General features: G+C 31.6%; 16 protein-coding genes. 12 read left to right on the top strand and 4 right to left on the bottom strand.

Going from position 1 to position 15,902, the window contains the following annotated elements:
• The first annotated feature begins 50 nt into the window (after window positions 1-50).
• The 4 genes from PF572_00900 (at window position 51) to recA (ending at window position 3,657) form a co-directional block, all read left to right on the top strand.
• A complete protein-coding gene (locus tag PF572_00900; protein ID MDA3839622.1) occupies window positions 51-1,481 on the top strand; it encodes an extracellular solute-binding protein in 1,431 nt (476 codons plus the stop codon).
• Between the two features lies 1 nt (window position 1,482).
• Entirely contained in the window at window positions 1,483-1,860 is a 378-nt protein-coding gene (locus PF572_00895; GenBank protein ID MDA3839621.1) for a hypothetical protein, read from the top strand.
• Window position 1,861: 1 nt separating this feature from the next.
• A complete protein-coding gene (locus PF572_00890) occupies window positions 1,862-2,533 on the top strand; it encodes a helix-turn-helix domain-containing protein (GenBank protein MDA3839620.1) in 672 nt (223 codons plus the stop codon).
• A gap of 86 nt (window positions 2,534-2,619) precedes the next feature.
• A complete protein-coding gene (recA, locus tag PF572_00885; GenBank protein ID MDA3839619.1) occupies window positions 2,620-3,657 on the top strand; it encodes a recombinase RecA in 1,038 nt (345 codons plus the stop codon).
• Window positions 3,658-3,989: 332 nt separating this feature from the next.
• Here the strand turns inward: recA and efp are convergent, their stop codons facing one another.
• From efp to rpsF, 4 genes are read right to left on the bottom strand one after another with little or no spacing between them, the layout of a single operon-like run.
• The gene (efp, locus tag PF572_00880) at window positions 3,990-4,547 is read right to left on the bottom strand and encodes an elongation factor P (protein MDA3839618.1); all 558 of its coding nucleotides are present in this window, start codon (window positions 4,545-4,547) and stop codon (window positions 3,990-3,992) included.
• A gap of 2 nt (window positions 4,548-4,549) precedes the next feature.
• On the bottom strand, window positions 4,550-4,762 hold the full coding sequence (rpsR, locus tag PF572_00875) for a 30S ribosomal protein S18 (protein ID MDA3839617.1): 213 nt from the start codon (window positions 4,760-4,762) through the stop codon (window positions 4,550-4,552).
• Between the two features lie 18 nt (window positions 4,763-4,780).
• A complete protein-coding gene (locus PF572_00870) occupies window positions 4,781-5,233 on the bottom strand; it encodes a single-stranded DNA-binding protein (GenBank protein ID MDA3839616.1) in 453 nt (150 codons plus the stop codon).
• A gap of 53 nt (window positions 5,234-5,286) precedes the next feature.
• On the bottom strand, window positions 5,287-5,886 hold the full coding sequence (rpsF, locus tag PF572_00865; protein MDA3839615.1) for a 30S ribosomal protein S6: 600 nt from the start codon (window positions 5,884-5,886) through the stop codon (window positions 5,287-5,289).
• 214 nt (window positions 5,887-6,100) lie between these two features.
• Between rpsF and PF572_00860 the strand changes: the two genes are divergently transcribed.
• From PF572_00860 to PF572_00825, 8 genes are all read left to right on the top strand, one after another.
• Window positions 6,101-7,297 carry a DNA methyltransferase gene (locus tag PF572_00860; protein ID MDA3839614.1) on the top strand — a complete coding sequence of 399 codons (1,197 nt, stop codon included), beginning with the start codon at window positions 6,101-6,103 and terminating at the stop codon, window positions 7,295-7,297.
• The gene (locus PF572_00855; protein MDA3839613.1) at window positions 7,298-7,915 is read left to right on the top strand and encodes a hypothetical protein; all 618 of its coding nucleotides are present in this window, start codon (window positions 7,298-7,300) and stop codon (window positions 7,913-7,915) included. It abuts the gene before it with no gap.
• A 69-nt stretch (window positions 7,916-7,984) separates the two neighbouring features.
• On the top strand, window positions 7,985-8,677 hold the full coding sequence (locus PF572_00850) for a response regulator transcription factor (GenBank protein MDA3839612.1): 693 nt from the start codon (window positions 7,985-7,987) through the stop codon (window positions 8,675-8,677).
• Window positions 8,678-8,742: 65 nt separating this feature from the next.
• Entirely contained in the window at window positions 8,743-12,156 is a 3,414-nt protein-coding gene (locus PF572_00845; GenBank protein MDA3839611.1) for a PAS domain S-box protein, read from the top strand.
• Window positions 12,157-12,368: 212 nt separating this feature from the next.
• Complete coding sequence (gene rny, locus PF572_00840) at window positions 12,369-13,883, top strand: ribonuclease Y (GenBank protein ID MDA3839610.1); 1,515 nt, start codon at window positions 12,369-12,371, stop codon at window positions 13,881-13,883.
• A gap of 75 nt (window positions 13,884-13,958) precedes the next feature.
• On the top strand, window positions 13,959-14,756 hold the full coding sequence (locus PF572_00835; protein MDA3839609.1) for a TIGR00282 family metallophosphoesterase: 798 nt from the start codon (window positions 13,959-13,961) through the stop codon (window positions 14,754-14,756).
• Between the two features lie 39 nt (window positions 14,757-14,795).
• Complete coding sequence (locus PF572_00830) at window positions 14,796-15,107, top strand: HU family DNA-binding protein (GenBank protein MDA3839608.1); 312 nt, start codon at window positions 14,796-14,798, stop codon at window positions 15,105-15,107.
• 143 nt (window positions 15,108-15,250) lie between these two features.
• Entirely contained in the window at window positions 15,251-15,643 is a 393-nt protein-coding gene (locus tag PF572_00825) for a DUF2059 domain-containing protein (protein ID MDA3839607.1), read from the top strand.
• Window positions 15,644-15,902: the final 259 nt, after the last annotated feature.

Below are 15,902 nucleotides of genomic sequence, written 5' to 3'. Positions count from 1 at the left end.
TTTGATTTAAGGTTTAATTGTAGTATAATAAAAGAAAAGAAATACGTTTTATGGAGAAAAAAAACATCTTAATTTTTATTTTAATTATATTTTTAACTGCAGGGCTTTGGTTTACAGCCACTCAACTTTCGGTTTTTCAAAACAATGATCCCGAAGTTAAAGTTTTAATGCAAGCAAGAACTCTAGAGTATTGGCGTGTTTATGATGGACCAGATGTTTTTAAGCCCATGATTGACCATTACAATGCCGTTCATCCCTACATCACCATTAAATACAAAAAACTTCGTTATGATGAGTATGAGCAAGAACTCCTTGAGGCTTTTGCGACTGACAGGGGGCCGGATATTTTTTCAATTCATAATACCTGGATCGGTAAATATAAATCAAAAGAACTGATAACTCCTCTACCATCACAAATAACCATGGCTTATCCAGTGACGAAAGGAGCTATAAAAAAAGAGATTGTCCCTGAACTAAGAACAGTAAAAAGTGTTAATTCTCGTGATATAGAAAATAAATTTGTTGATGTTGTTTATGATGATGTTGTTTATAGAGAACAAGATGTAGATACAAAACAAGTAACTTATGATATATATGGTCTCCCGCTTTTTGTAGATACTCTTGCCATGTATTATAATAAAGACCTTCTTAATAATGCCGGCATCACTAGTCCCTCAACATATTGGAATAGAAAATTTCAGCAAGATGTAGAAAAGTTAACAAAACAAGATGTTAAAGGTAATATTATTCAATCAGGGGTTGCCCTCGGGGGGAGTGATAATATTGAAAGATTTTCCGATATTTTATCAGTCTTAATGATGCAAAATGGGACTGAAATGATTGATGATAATGGAAGAGTTATGTTTCATACAATCCCAGAAAGTTTTAGAGACAAGAGTTATAATCCAGGCCTTGAAGCGGTAAGGTTTTATACAGATTTTGCCAATCCAGGGAAGGAAGTTTTTTCTTGGAACAGTGAAATTGACAACTCAATCGATATGTTTGCTGACGGAAAACTTGCCATGCTTTTCGCTTATTCTTATCATTTACCTGTGATTAAGGCTAAAAACCCTAAGTTAAATTTCAATATTTCAAAACTTCCTCAAATTGAAGGAAACGAAGAAAATGTTAACTTTGCAAACTATTGGGTTGAAGTGGTTTCAAGTAAAGGTGAAAATAAAGATGCCGCTTGGGATTTTGTTCAATTTATTACCAAAGAAGAACAAGCAAAAATATACCTAGAGAAAACTAATAAACCCACCGCACTTAGAGCTCTAGTTTCTGGTCAATTAGATGATCTTGATCTTGGTATTTTTGTAGACCAAGTCTTGACTGCCAAAAGTTGGTATAGAGGTAACAATGCAGTAGCAGCAGAAGCGTATATTGGAGAAGTTATTGAAAGCGTGGGTTCAGGTCAAGAAGACATTTTAGATATATTGGGGCTTGCTTCTAAAAAAATTCAACAAACTATAACAGAATAATATGATAAAAAATATATTTGGAGTACTAACATTAATGATAATTTTTTTGCCGTTTAATAAAGTTTCCGCTGCCCTACTCGACAGGATTGATTGTATAGAAAGTGGAAAATGTTCTTTAAATGATATTGTTCAGGTTGGTGTAAATGCAACACAGATACTTCTTGGCTTGTCAGGTTCTGTTGCATTGCTGTTTTTTATCTATGGTGGGGTTACCTTTTTGATTTCTGGTGGGAGTTCTGAAAAAGTGTCAAAAGGAAAACAGATATTAATAAATTCTGTAATTGGATTATTAATTGTTTTTACTAGTTTTATGATTATTCAATTCACAATGGATACTCTCGGTTTTACAAGGGATGGACCTTGGTATCAGTCTTTATAAAATGAATTCGTTTATTAAAAGTGAAATTAATTCCGACTTTGATCTTATTTCCAATGACTTAAAAAAAGCAAGGCTCGCTAGTAATATGAGTTTGGAAGAGGTTTCATTGAAAACAAAAATTAATATTAAGTATTTAATCGCTCTTGAAAATGGCGATTTTTTATCATTACCAAAAGGTTTGTATGGGAAAAATTTTTTGAAACAATATGCTAGCTATCTTGGTTTAAGTCTAGATAGTATTTTGGAAATTTACAATGATTCAGACAATACTAAAAAAGAGCCAACAAAAAATCTTTTTTCCAACCAAGTAGTGAAAAATAAATATTTCCTAGCTATCCCGAAGCTTTTTAGGAATATACTTATTTCTGCTGTGGTTTTAATATTCTTTTCATATTTATTATTTAGTTTTCAAAAACTAAACTCGGCTCCTTCTTTGATAGTGAGCTACCCACCTGATAATTTTATTACAAATGAAAAATATGTAGAAATAAAAGGCCTGGTTGAAAAAGACACGAATATTTTAATTAATGGTGACAATATTCTGGTTAATCTAGATGGAACTTTTGTACAAAGACTAAACTTAAAACTAGGAATTAATAAAATCACGATAGAGGCAAAGAAAAAATATGGTAAAAAACATATAATTGAAAAGCAGATTATGGTAAAAGATTGATGTTGCCTTTAAATTAAATATAAGATATCCTTATGTTAAGGGAGGATAGTAGACTCTTTTTTTATTGTTTAAAATTAATAAAATATATGAAAACTGATAAAAGTACGAAAAATGATACTGCGGAACTCAGCGAAAAGAAAAAAGCTGCCGATTCTGCCATGGAACAAATAAAAACAAAATTTGGTGAAGGCGCTATTATGAAGTTTGGTGAAACAAGGAAAGTAAATGTAGACGCTATCCCAACTGGATGCTTGTCTCTAGATATGGCCCTGGGAATAGGCGGTGTCCCAAGGGGGAGAATAATTGAGGTTTATGGGCCAGAATCATCTGGTAAAACTACTTTAGCTCAACATATAGTTGCTGAAACTCAAAAACTTGGAGGGATTGCAGCCTTTGTAGATGCTGAGCATGCTCTTGACCCAGAATATGCTTCTAAAATTGGAATTGATGTAAAAGAGATGCTAATTTCTCAGCCAGACACGGGTGAGCAAGCCCTCGAAATAGTTGAGACACTTGTGAGGTCGAATGCTGTTGATGTTATCGTTATAGACAGTGTAGCCGCTCTTGTTCCTCAAAAAGAGATTGAAGGAGATATGGGTGATGCTCAAATGGGAGCACAAGCTAGACTAATGAGCCAAGCTTTAAGAAAACTTACAGGGGTTATTGCTAAATCAAAAACTGTTGTTATATTCATAAATCAAATAAGGATGAAAATTGGAGTATATTTTGGCAATCCAGAAACTACAACTGGTGGAAATGCTCTAAAATTTTATGCTTCCCTCAGAATTGAAGTAAGAAGGTCAGCCCAAATTAAACAAGCCGATAAAATAATAGGCAATAGGATTAAATGTAAAGTAGTTAAGAATAAAGTAGCCGCTCCATTTAAGTCTTGCGAATTTGATATTATGTACAATGAAGGAATATCTATTGCAGGAGATTTGCTTGACCTAGGAACATCTTATGGCGTGATCACAAAATCAGGTAATTCATATTCGTTTGAAGATATAAAATTGGGGCTTGGGAGAGAAACGGCAAAACGATTTTTAAAAGCTGACAAAAAAATAATGAAAGAGATTAGAAAGAAAATATTAACTGAAGCCAAGAGCAAGGAAAACGAAGAATAGAAAATATTTTAGATAAGATTTCTAAAAGAATAAATTAGATTAAGGTATTTAAGTCTCTCAAGAATCTAATTCACTTTTTCGAAAAAGTGACAAGAACATCGAACGAAAAAATTTTGGACCATTTCGCTACAAAATCTAGTAAAATTCCGAACTCGTCATTCCACTATCGTTTCATTCCTCAAACAGCGGATATTTTACAGAGATTTTTACGCTTCATTTTCCTCCAAAATTTTTCAATGTTCGAGATAAAGAGAAGTCGTCTACTAAGCGGACGAAATCAGCCAAGATAAAAACCACCAACTCTAAGCTGGTGGTTTTTATTGAAAAAGTTTTTATGCTCTTTCGACGTAATCCTCAGTATCTGTATTTATGACAATTATATCTCCTTCATTAACGAATAAAGGAGCGTTTATTGTAGCGCCGGTCTCAAGTTCAATTTGCTTGTTTACATTTCCGGCTGAGTTTCCTTTGACTCCCGGAGGAGCCATTGTTACCAGCAATTTTATTTTGATAGGGAGGTCAATTGATACTGCTTTCCCTGAGAAATAAAGAACATCAACATCGGTATCTTCTTTTAAAAACTTTTGTTTAGGACCAAGTTGGTCGAGGGGGAGACTAAACTGTTCAAAATCAGTATTGTCCATGAAGTAGGCCTCATTCTCGTCATGGTACATATAGTTTGCTTTCTTTTTTTCAATATCAGCTTCAGCAACCTTGTCATTACCTTGAAAAGTTTTTTCGAGAACACTGGCCGTAATAAGATTTTTTAGTTTGGTCTTTAAGACAGCTCCGCCTCTTCCCATTTTGTGGTGGTCAGCTTTGATAATAATGTAGGGTTCGTTATTTATTTCGACCACCTTCCCTACCTTTATCTCATTTAAACTCAACATACTTATCTGCTTATAAATGGTAATAAGGCCATGACTCTAGAACGTTTTATGGCAGTTGCTAATTTTCTTTGATGCCAAGAACAAGTCCCTGTTCTCTTTCTTTGTTTAATTTTCATAAAATTATTTATGAATCTTTGTAACAATTGAGTATTTTTATAGTCAATTTCAGTCATATTGTTAACACAAAAATGACAATATTTTTCTTTAGTAATCATATTTAAGATTTTAATAGTTTAGAATGGAATATTTTCCACTTGGATTTCGTCTTCTTTTGGTTCTTCGTCAATATTTATGACAGGTTCAGCAGGTGCTTGCGGTTGATTTGATGCTTGCGGTTGAGAGTTTCCTCCACTTCCACCTTTGCTATCAAGCATAATCATATTCTCGGCAACAATTTCAGTTCTATATCTTTTAATGCCGTCTTGCCCTACCCAATCTCTAGTCTGCAATCTTCCTTCGATGTAAATTTTTGAACCTTTTTTAAGATATTGACCACAAATTTCAGCCAATCTTCTCCAGGCTACAATGTTATGGAATTCTGCTTTTTCTTGTTTTTGACCACTTTGGTCAGTCCAGACAAAATTTGTTGCAATTGAAAAAGATGCTACGCTTTGTCCTGATGGAGTCGTTTTTACTTCGGGATCTCTAACTAGATTACCGATGACCATTGCTTTGTTTAAATTCATAGTATTAGAGCCTGCCCGAAGTGCAACAACGTTGCAGGCGGGTTAATTATTATTTATAATAAATCGTCTGTATCTAGGATTTTATCAAGTTTCTCATCAAGTTTATCAAGATTAAGTTGAACCTCTTCCTTGCTCTTAGGCTTAACTTCCTCTTTTACTTCTTCAATTTTTTCTTTTTTGATAGTTTCTTTTATTTCCTCTTTTGGCTTACTTGTATGTTGTGTTTTCTTTGCAAGAGTAGAGGGTCTTGATTCTTCAGCCTCAGCCTCAGCTTTTTTCTCTAAAGCTCTTTGTGCTTGTTTCTCGACAATTCTTTTTTCATCTGCTATCTCTTCTGAACTTCTTTTCTTTTTTGAAATAATTTGGTGCCTCAACACTTCAGACATATGCCTGATTTCGGTGTTTACCCAGTTTAGTTTAACTCCGACTAAATCAAACTCAATTAGAAAATAATAACCATGGTTAAAGTGGTTAATAGGGTAGGCTAACTTTTTCTTCCCCCAATCTTCAGTATAGGTAACCACACCCTCTGAATCCTTAATAAGTTTTTGAATTTTTTCTGCAATAGGAGCAATCTCTTTCTCTGTATATTTGTTAGAAACAATATAAAGAAGCTCGTAATGCGGTTCAGTAATTTTTTTTGTTCTTGACATATTTACTTTTATTAATTATTAAAATAAAAAACCAGAGATATTCTCCAGTTTTTGTGGGAAGAATACCTTTAGTTCTTAAATTTATTTAAGAACTACATTCAGAATCGAATGTATGGAAAAGGTTTTGAATTTTCATAAGTACTCTATCATATTATATTTATAATTGCAAGAGATTCTGACTTGTGCTAATTTATGAGTATAGGTAAATTTGCATATGAAATATTTTTTAATATTAGGGACAAATCCAGCATTATCAATTGCTGAAATAGACTTTTATTTTAAAAAAAGGGAGGTATCTTTTGACTTGGAAATTCAAAGCAAGGATGTCGTTTTTTTACAAACAAAAACAAAGCTTGATTTGGAAAAGATTATTAAAGAGCTCGGAGGAGTGATAAAAGCAGGCGAGGTTCTTTGTGAAACAAAAAAAATTAAGGTAGATAACTTTGTTGATGTTTTGGGTTCTGATTTTCAAGATCTTGATTATAAGTTTAAATTTGGATTTTCTTTTTATGGGGGAGATACTTTGCCTTTAAATTCAATTGCCATGAATCTAAAAAAAATCCTGAAAGAAAAGAATATTTCTTCGCGCTGGGTAATTAGTAAGGAAAAGAGTCTTTCCAGTGTTATTGTTGAACAAAACAAATTGGTAGACAAGGGTGTAGATTTTTTTATATATCGTAAGGCTAGTTCATTTTTTCTTGGCAAAACATTAGCAGTTCAAGACTTTAAAGGATTATCAAGAAGGGATTATGGAAGACCAGCACGCGATGATGAGTCAGGGATGATTCCGCCAAAGCTTGCTCAAATAATGATTAATATTTCCGGGGCACAAAAAGACGATTATTTGCTTGATCCATTTTGTGGTTCAGGAACTATTTTAGCCGAGGAAGTATTATTGGGAATAAAAAATATTTGGGGTTCTGATTCATCAGAAAAGGCCGTTCAAGATTCTCGAAAAAATATAAATTGGCTGTTAAGGACCGCTGAACAAACACCCAACTTACATCTCGATAAAATTGATGCTACAAAAATCTCTACTAAAATGGAAAGATTCTCTATTGATGCGATTGTGACCGAACCATATCTTGGACCGCAAAGAGGGGCTCATGATATTAGAAAGACAGTAGCATCACTTGAAGATCTTTATTCCAAAAGTCTAGAAGAGTTTTCTAAAATTTTAAAAAAAGAAGCTTCAGTTGTTATGGTTTGGCCAGTTTTTGTGTCCAGAGAAGGAAACAAAAAAAAGTATTTTTTGGAAAATATAAATATTGATAAGTATAAAACTATTCCATTACTTTCAGAAAAATATCTTAATAATGAATTTGCCTATTTAAGCAGGAGAGGGGGCATAGTCTATGGAAGGCCAGGACAAAAAATATGGAGAGAAATTGTTTTATTAAAATTAACGTAAATGAAAAATTTTATTAACAAAGAAAAGCTAGAAAAACATTTTAAGTCTTTCCCGGTTTTTGTAGTTACTGGGTTAATTTTTATTTTGGTTGCCAAAGCTTCGATAAATTATCAGGTATTACTATCAAAACTTTTTTCAACAATCCTTATTGAGCTTGTTTTTCTTTCTTTTTTATATGTATCTCTAAATTTTTTATTTTTAAAAATTAAAGAACCTTTTTTATCATATCTTTTATATTATTTTTATTCAGGACTTCTAGGATTATTTTTGATAGAATTTTTGGTAAATGCTAATAATGATTTAGGTATAATGGCCTTTATATTTTTATTTTCCCTAAAAGCACTTGAGGCTGTAATTGCGAGGGTTTCTATCGATATTGAGATCAGGGGAACATTGAGAGAAAGGTTTATAAAAAGTATTTTAATAGCATATTTATTATATATTCTGTTCTCATTTTTTGCATTTTCCACCCTAGACGGCAAAAATATTTGGGGATTTTCTTTTATTTTACTTAGTTTTTTTATATTCATTCTTTTTGTTCATTTCCTCTATCGATTAAAAGTACCTAAAGAAAAAAAAGAAGAAAAGCCTATATTTGACGATGTTTCGTTCTACTAGGTATATTTAATTTGTTTTTAATCTTTTTGTAATATATTATAATGTATAAGATAAAATAAGTTAAAACATATGACTATTTTAGTAGTTGAAGATGAAATAAAAATAACTCGCTTTATAAAACGTGGACTTGAAATGGAACATTATACTATTGATGTTGCCTATAATGGTGAGGATGCTTCAGAAAAGATTGAATTAAATAGTTATAATCTTATTATTCTTGATATCATGCTTCCAAAAAAATCTGGAGTTGAAGTTGTTAGAGAATTAAGGGAGAAAAAGATTGAGACACCAGTAATTATGCTTACCGCAAAAGATACCATTAAAGATAGGATAGCGGGTCTGGATGCTGGTGCTGATGATTATTTAGTAAAACCATTTGCTTTTGGTGAGTTGGTGGCGAGGATTAGAGCACTTCTCAGAAGAGAAAAAGTTGTAAAATCAACCAGGCTAGAAGTAGATGACCTAATCCTAGACCCAGCCACTCATGAAGTAACAAGGGCCGGGAAAGAACTAAAATTATCAAGTAAAGAATATAGACTTCTTGATTATATGATGAGACGTCCTAGTCATGTTTGTACAAGGACAATGATAGGAGAGCATATTTGGGGATATAATTTTACAGATGATTCAAATGTTATTGATGTATATATAAGCTATTTAAGAAGAAAGGTGGATAAAGGATATAGAAACAAACTGATTCACACAATCAGGGATGTTGGATATAAAATACAAGACAAAGGCAAGGGTCTTCCAAAAACTTAAAAAATAATATAGGATACTCTATTAACAAAGGAATAAACAAATTCTAATTTTTTTAATGCGACTGTATGGAATTACTAAAATTCCAAAATGAAAACAAGAAAGATAAATTTTATGGCTCATTGCTTGAATCTTTAATGAGTCTTCAAAAAACAATAGACCTAAAACAAAATAGTTTTAACCTAAATGAATTCTTTCTACTGGTTGGCGAGGATATGGAAAAAAATGGTGTCTCAATATTGATAACCATTTTTTCGGATAAAAATGATTTAATCTCAGTGAGATATTTAAACGATGTTAGTGAAGATAAGGTCCTGAGAAAATCATTTAATTATTTTTTTCTTGATACAAAAATAAAAGTAGAAAAAGAAAATTATTTTGCTAGCCCTTATTTAAAAAAAGAGGCTCAATATATTCCAGAAAGACAGAAAGATATTTATAAGACCTATCACAAGACAACAAAAGATTTAAACAAAATTTCATTCAATTCTATAATTTGCCCTGTTATTATAAGAGGAGAAACAATTGGTTTTTTTGAATTTTTGTCACCAAAAATAAAAAAAGAATATTTAGAACTTCTGGATAATTTTGTCCAGGGTACAACTAGAAGCATTTCTAGCTTAATGCTTTTTAATGAATTAAAAGATTCTGAAGAAAAATTTAAAAATATCTTTGAGAACGCTGAAGAAGGTTTCTATATACTGAATGGTAAAAAAAAGAAGTTTGTTGAAGTAAATAAAGCACTTGTAAAAATTTCTGGATATACAAAAGATGAGCTTTTTCAAATGAATTATATAACCCTTTTTTCGAAAGAAGAAAGAGATAAAATTGATGCTTATGTTAAACATCGTTTGAAAAATAAAGATTCATTAAAATCACCAAAGACATATGAAACCGTGGTTTTAACTAAAAATGGAGTTAAAAAAAACATAAAACTTAAAGTTGGTAGATATATAAACGACGAAGAATGGTTTGTTGTGATTAAGGATATAAGCAATGAAAAGAATGCTTGGAAAAAATTGAAAGAAGCCAATGAAAATCAAACCCTTTTGAATGACTTGATGCAAATTTCTATCAACAATATCAGTTTAGATGAAAAATTAACAAAATTATTAAACAGAGTCATTAATATCCCATGGGCAATGAATGATCTTAGCGGTGCTATTTGGCTTTTACCGGGAGGAGGAAAAAAAATTTTGGAATTTTTTTCAAGTAAAAATTTTCCTAAAGAAGCATTTAATACATGTAGCGTTGACTCCTTGGATTCACATAATTTTGGAACAGTAATTTTAAATAAAAAAATTGAGATATATGAAGGAAAAATAAAAAAAGATGTGTTTGGAAAAAATGAATTAATTAATGTGAATTCTTGCTATATCCCCCTAATGCATAACAAGACAATTTTGGGTTCTCTGCGTTTTTTGTTTAAAGAAAAAAGAGAATTTAATATAGTTGAACTAGATTTCTTTAAAGCAGTTGCCAATATCTTTTCAAGTGCTATTGATAGAGAAAAAAATAAAATAGAATTAGAAAAGAGCGAGGAAAAATACAGAGAACTAATTGACAATGCAGGGGACATGTTTGTTATGCTAAGTTTGGATGGAGAAATACTGTTTGCGAACCAATCATTTTATTATACTTTCCCCAAAAAACAAATAAATGAAAATAATGGGCTTAGAAGTATTATTCATAAAGATTATCTAAATCAATTTGATGAAAAATTTAAAGAAATTCTTGATAATAAAGGCAATCACAAGATTGAATTTAAGGTTTCTAAAAAAAATATAATTTTATTCGTCGATGCTAATTTTACTAACATAGTAAAAGATGGAAAAAAAATAGCCGTACAGGCAATTATTAGAGATATTACGGACACTAAAATAGCAGAACAAAAATTATATGAAACAAAAAAACATTATATAAGCGTGATAGATTCAATAAGGGAGGGCATCTTTGTAGTAGATAAAAATTCAAATATTATAAGCTATAATAAGTTTTTTGCAGAAAAAGTTGATTTGCCGGTTGAGAAAATAAAGGGCAAAAAATGTTCTAAAATACTACCTAGATATGAAAATAATTTATTTGCAAAAGAATTAAGTAAAAAGGAAGGAATGAAAGATCTTTTAACGGCTGTTTTTAAATCTAAAGAAGCTAAACACATAGAAAGAAAAATCATCTTTAAGAAAAAAGCCTTTTTTTATAAAATAGATATTTCACCAACAAAAAATAAAAAAAATGAAGCATATCAATCCGTTGTCACTATAAATAATATAACAGAAAGCAGAGAGGCAGAAGAGGAGATTAGAAAATTAGATGAATTTAAGAATAGAGTTTTGAATAATGTGCCAGTTAGTATAGCGATGCTTGATAAGCATGGTAAAATAGTTTCTTTAAATAAATATGCACAAGAATTAATGGGGCAAGGTGTTATTAATAAAAAATTAGTTTCTACAAACGAAATAAAAAATAGCAAAAGATTAACCGTTTTATACACAGAATTGATAAAAAGAGGAAAATCATTTAAATACGAAAATCTTTCTTATCAGACAAATGAAAAGGGTGATATTAAATATTTGAATTTAATTGCTGCACCATTATTTGATAGAAGCGGAAAAGTAGAAGGGGCGATATCAATGGCCGTTGATAATACGGAATCAACAATATATAGGGAGAAAATTGAAAATTTAAATCAAGACTTGGAACAAAAAGTAAAACAAAGAACATCTGAGCTAGATATAGCAAATAAAAATCTTAACAGAGCCCTTGATCTAAAGCTAAAATTTATATCAGATGCTTCTCATGAACTAAGAACCCCCTTAACAATAATGAAAGGCAATCTTGATTTATTGTTTTTGGACGAAAAAATAAAAGATGAAAATGTTTTAGAAGTTTATCGTGACATAGAAGATGAAATAATTAGAATGAGCCATATAATTTCTGAATTAACAATGCTAACTAACGCTGACTCAGAAATGGAGAAACTGTACTATGAAGAAGTTGACGTTGTTAAGGTTTTAGAATCGGTTGTTAAATCTTTGACTGTGATTGCAAGAGAGAAAAATATTAGTTTAAATTTTAAGTATTTTATTAAAAAAGTAATTATTAAGGGAGATGAAGCTAAGTTGGACAAAATATTTATCAATTTAGTTAGAAACGCCATAAAATATACGGACGAAAATGGCTGGGTGAAGATATATATTAATAAAAACAATAAAGAAGCTGTAGTAAGAATAGTAGACAACGGGATAGGAATCCCTGAGAAAGACCTATCAAATATTTTTGAACGTTTTTATAGAGTTGATAAAGCAAGATCAAGAGAAGAAGGTGGGACAGGTTTGGGGCTTGCTATAAGTAAATGGATAGTTAACGCTCACAACGGGAAAATCGAGGTAAAAAGTGAAGAAGGTGTTGGGAGTGAATTTACTGTAAAATTACCCCTAAATCAAGAAAACAGTGAGTTTGCAAATAGGAATTTTATATGATAGTATAAATTTATCAAAACGAATGTATTGATAAATTGAATTTAAAAATAAAAGTTGTATCGGGAGAGTTTAGATTTACTGCTAAAGACTTTAATATTAGCAAAATTGTGAAAGATCGTTACTATAAAAATTTCAAAATTATGAAAAAAATCAAGCATGCTTGATAGTTTTATAATAATAATTTTCTAAGACCTCCTGACAACATTAAATGTATGGAATATATTATTTATTCTGTAGTGCTTGCAGGTGGTTTTTTTATTGGCTATTTTGTCAGAAAACAAAGCGTTTCTACAAAAGTTAAATCGGCTGAGGAAAAAGCAGAAAGATTGTTGAGTGAAGCAAAATCTAAGCAAACGGAATTATTGCTTAATGCTCAAGAAAAAGCCTTAAAAATTATTGACGGGGCCAAGAAAGAAGAAGAAAAAAGGCACAAGGAAATCAAAGAAATGCAAGAAAGACTAGAGCAAAGGGAAAATTCATTTTCTCAAAAACTTCTAGACCTACAGGACAAACAACAAAAAATGTACGACAAATTGACCCAGATTGAAAGTGCAAAGGAAAAGATTAAAAAAATTAGAGAAGAGCAGTTTGAAAAACTAGAAAAAATTGCTGCTATGACAAAGGATGAAGCTCGAGACGTTCTTTTTAGAAATATTGAAGAACAATCCAAGGATGACATGATGAGTAGAATCAAAAAGCTTGAAGATGAATCTTACGAGGTAATCGATGAAAAAGCGAAAGAGCTTATTACTTCTTCAATGCAAAGGCTGGTTTCTTCCTATACAGCAGAAATTACGACAACAGCCGTTGAAATTCCAAATGACGAACTCAAGGGGCGAGTTATTGGAAGAGAAGGAAGGAATATCAAAGTTATTGAAAGGCTAACTGGTACTGAGATTATCGTTGACGACACACCAAATGTAATAACTGTTTCAGGATTTTCTCCAATCAGGAGGCATATCGCAAAAAGAGCCTTAGAAAAGTTAGTGCTCGATGGAAGGATCCATCCAACTAAGATTGAAGAGGCCATTGAAGCTGCCAAAAAAGATTTGGCTATAGATATCAAAAAAGCAGGGGAAGAAGCTATGTATGAGCTAGGGATAACTGGCTTTGATCCTAAATTGGTACAAATTCTAGGTAGACTTAAATATAGAACAAGCTATGGTCAGAACGCCCTTGGACATTCTATTGAAGTAGCTCATCTCTCAGGTCTAATAGCAGCTGAGCTGGGCTTAGACGTTACCCTAGCTAAGAAAGGTGGTTTGCTCCACGATATAGGAAAGGCAGTTGATCATGAGGTCCAAGGAACTCACCCTGAAATTGGTCGTGATATAGCTAAAAAATTTGGTATACCTCAAAATATTATAGATCCTATTGAAACCCATCATGACGATAAACCAAGGGGTATTATTTCAGTCGTAGTTAAGGTCGCTGATGCAATCTCTGCAGCAAGGCCTGGGGCTAGACAAGATACTTTTGAAAGATATATCCAAAGATTGCAAGAATTAGAAAAAATTGCCACTTCTTTTGAGGGAGCAGAGAAGGCTTATGCAATCCAGGCAGGAAGAGAAGTGAGAGTGTTTGTTACTCCTGAGAGTATTGATGACATGGGAGCATATAATATGGCCAGAGATATTGCAAAGAAGATTGAAGCAGAATTAAAATATCCGGGTGAGATTAAAGTTAATGTTATTCGGGAAATGAGAGCAATTGAATACGCAAGATAAAATCAAATAAAAAAACACGTTTTAATTAACGTGTTTTTTGTTGCCTAATAAATCAACTTATGTTAGCATAAAAATATGAAAATATTATTTATAGGAGATATAATTGGAAAGCCAGGCAGAGAAATTATTAACAAAACCCTACCCTCAATTATTAAAGAAAAAAAAATTGACATTGTTATAGCTAATCCTGAGAACGCAGCTCACGGGAGAGGTGTGACGCCAGAGATTTTAGAAGAGATACAAAAAGCTGGAGTAGACGTGTTTAGTGGTGGTGATCATTCATTTGATGACAAACATACTTTGGAAGAAGTTTATAACGGAAAATTTCCGATAGTAAGACCAGCTAATTATTGTCAGGGTGTCCCAGGTCTTGGCTATATTGTATTTAAAAAAGGTAAATATAAAATTCTTCATATTAGTTTGATTGGGAGAGTGTTTATGAAGATGGATTATGAATGTCCATTTCGAGAATTAGATAAAATTTTGGCTAACTTTGCAAGACAAAAGTTTTCTGCTATAATTGTAGACATACACGCTGAGGCTACATCTGAGAAAAACGCAATGTTTAGATATGCAAATTCTCGTGTTTCAGCCGTTCTAGGCACTCACACTCACGTGATGACAGCTGATGAGAAAGTTAGCAAAGAAGGAACAGCATATATTACAGATGTTGGGATGGCTGGATTTGATGATGGATGTATTGGAATAGAAACAGAGGGGGTTATTGAGACATTTTTAACACAGATGAGAAGCACTCACGGGATACCAGACACAGGAAAGAGTGTTTTAAATTCAGTAATAATAGATATTGATCCTAAAACAAAAAAAGCAAATAAAATTAAATCATTTAAAAAATACCTTACACTTAAATAATACAATTAATATAAAAGCTTTCAGCTTTTATCTAAATTTATGAATAAGGCAAGCTTAATCGAAAAAATTGCCGATAAATCATCGGTTAGCAAAAAACAAGCAGAAACCATGCTTGAATCTTTAGTCGATATTATTATTTCAGAACTCCAAGCGGACAATGAAGTAACAATCACTGGTTTTGGAACTTTCCTAGCTAGAACAAGACATGCCAGAGGAGGAGTAAATCCTCAAAACCCAAGTGAAAGAATAGAAATTCCAGAAGTAAAAGTGGCTAAGTTCAAAACAGGAAAGACTCTAAAGGATGCTTTGAAAGGGAAATTAGCGCAACCAGAACAGAGAGAAGAGGAATAGATTAAAATAAAATTGAGTTTTATATAAAACCCTGGCTTTTGTTGGGGTTTTTTGTTGACATTGGGTTGATAATATAATAAGGTAGTAAACTAAAGTGAAAAGTACATTAAAATTAATACTCTAAACTAAAAAAGGAGTACACAATGGCCTCTAAAGAAAATGTTGAAAGATTCGTAATAGCAGCAAAACTTGAAAATCAGCAAAGTATATTTATTAAATCTAATATGGATGCAATTTTATTAGCTGAAGAATTTGACGAAAAAGAAAAAGAAATATTAGCAGAAGCCAAAAGAAGATATTTAACAGAAGTTAAAGAAAAAACCATGGAGAATAATAAAAGATTACTCGAAGAGACTTTTACAGATGAGGAAATAAATGAATTAATCAAATTTTTTAATTCTCCAGTTGTTCAGCATTATTATAAAATTATGCCCGAACTTATTCAAAAAATAACTAATTTTGTCAATGAGAATGAAGATATTTTTTTAAAAAGACGTATTAAGATATATGAAGATGTTGTAAGTGAATTTGAGTAAAAAAGGCTATTCTTTGTAATCTAAATATTTTATTGCCCTGCATATAACTTGTGGGGCTTTTATTTTTTATTTATTGTTCGCAAGGTATTGTCTGTATAGCATACAATAAAAAAATAATAAAGATTGAATTTTTTTATAGCGCGCCGTACAGGATTTGAAGGGGCGAGCCCCAACAACCCAATCGTAAATGTTTATATTCTTTCCTTTTATCTGTGCTTACAAGCAACTTTTTCTGATTTCCTAGTATTTATCACACACG

The sequence above is a fragment of the Patescibacteria group bacterium genome (assembly GCA_027858235.1).
Classification (GTDB): Bacteria; Patescibacteriota; Patescibacteriia; order Patescibacteriales; family BM507; genus BM507.
This window is presented reverse-complemented; position numbering and strand designations above follow the sequence as displayed.

Coding starts and splice junctions, on each gene's coding strand:
- PF572_00825 (MDA3839607.1), top strand. CDS start 15,251: ATGGCCTCTAAAGAAAATGTTGAAAGATTCGTAATAGCAGCAAAACTT.
- PF572_00830 (MDA3839608.1), top strand. CDS start 14,796: ATGAATAAGGCAAGCTTAATCGAAAAAATTGCCGATAAATCATCGGTT.
- PF572_00855 (MDA3839613.1), top strand. CDS start 7,298: ATGAAAAATTTTATTAACAAAGAAAAGCTAGAAAAACATTTTAAGTCT.
- PF572_00860 (MDA3839614.1), top strand. CDS start 6,101: ATGAAATATTTTTTAATATTAGGGACAAATCCAGCATTATCAATTGCT.
- rpsF (MDA3839615.1), bottom strand. CDS start 5,886: ATGTCAAGAACAAAAAAAATTACTGAACCGCATTACGAGCTTCTTTAT.
- recA (MDA3839619.1), top strand. CDS start 2,620: ATGAAAACTGATAAAAGTACGAAAAATGATACTGCGGAACTCAGCGAA.
- PF572_00900 (MDA3839622.1), top strand. CDS start 51: ATGGAGAAAAAAAACATCTTAATTTTTATTTTAATTATATTTTTAACT.
- efp (MDA3839618.1), bottom strand. CDS start 4,547: ATGTTGAGTTTAAATGAGATAAAGGTAGGGAAGGTGGTCGAAATAAAT.
- PF572_00850 (MDA3839612.1), top strand. CDS start 7,985: ATGACTATTTTAGTAGTTGAAGATGAAATAAAAATAACTCGCTTTATA.
- rpsR (MDA3839617.1), bottom strand. CDS start 4,762: ATGATTACTAAAGAAAAATATTGTCATTTTTGTGTTAACAATATGACT.
- PF572_00835 (MDA3839609.1), top strand. CDS start 13,959: ATGAAAATATTATTTATAGGAGATATAATTGGAAAGCCAGGCAGAGAA.
- PF572_00890 (MDA3839620.1), top strand. CDS start 1,862: ATGAATTCGTTTATTAAAAGTGAAATTAATTCCGACTTTGATCTTATT.
- PF572_00870 (MDA3839616.1), bottom strand. CDS start 5,233: ATGAATTTAAACAAAGCAATGGTCATCGGTAATCTAGTTAGAGATCCC.
- PF572_00895 (MDA3839621.1), top strand. CDS start 1,483: ATGATAAAAAATATATTTGGAGTACTAACATTAATGATAATTTTTTTG.
- rny (MDA3839610.1), top strand. CDS start 12,369: ATGGAATATATTATTTATTCTGTAGTGCTTGCAGGTGGTTTTTTTATT.
- PF572_00845 (MDA3839611.1), top strand. CDS start 8,743: ATGGAATTACTAAAATTCCAAAATGAAAACAAGAAAGATAAATTTTAT.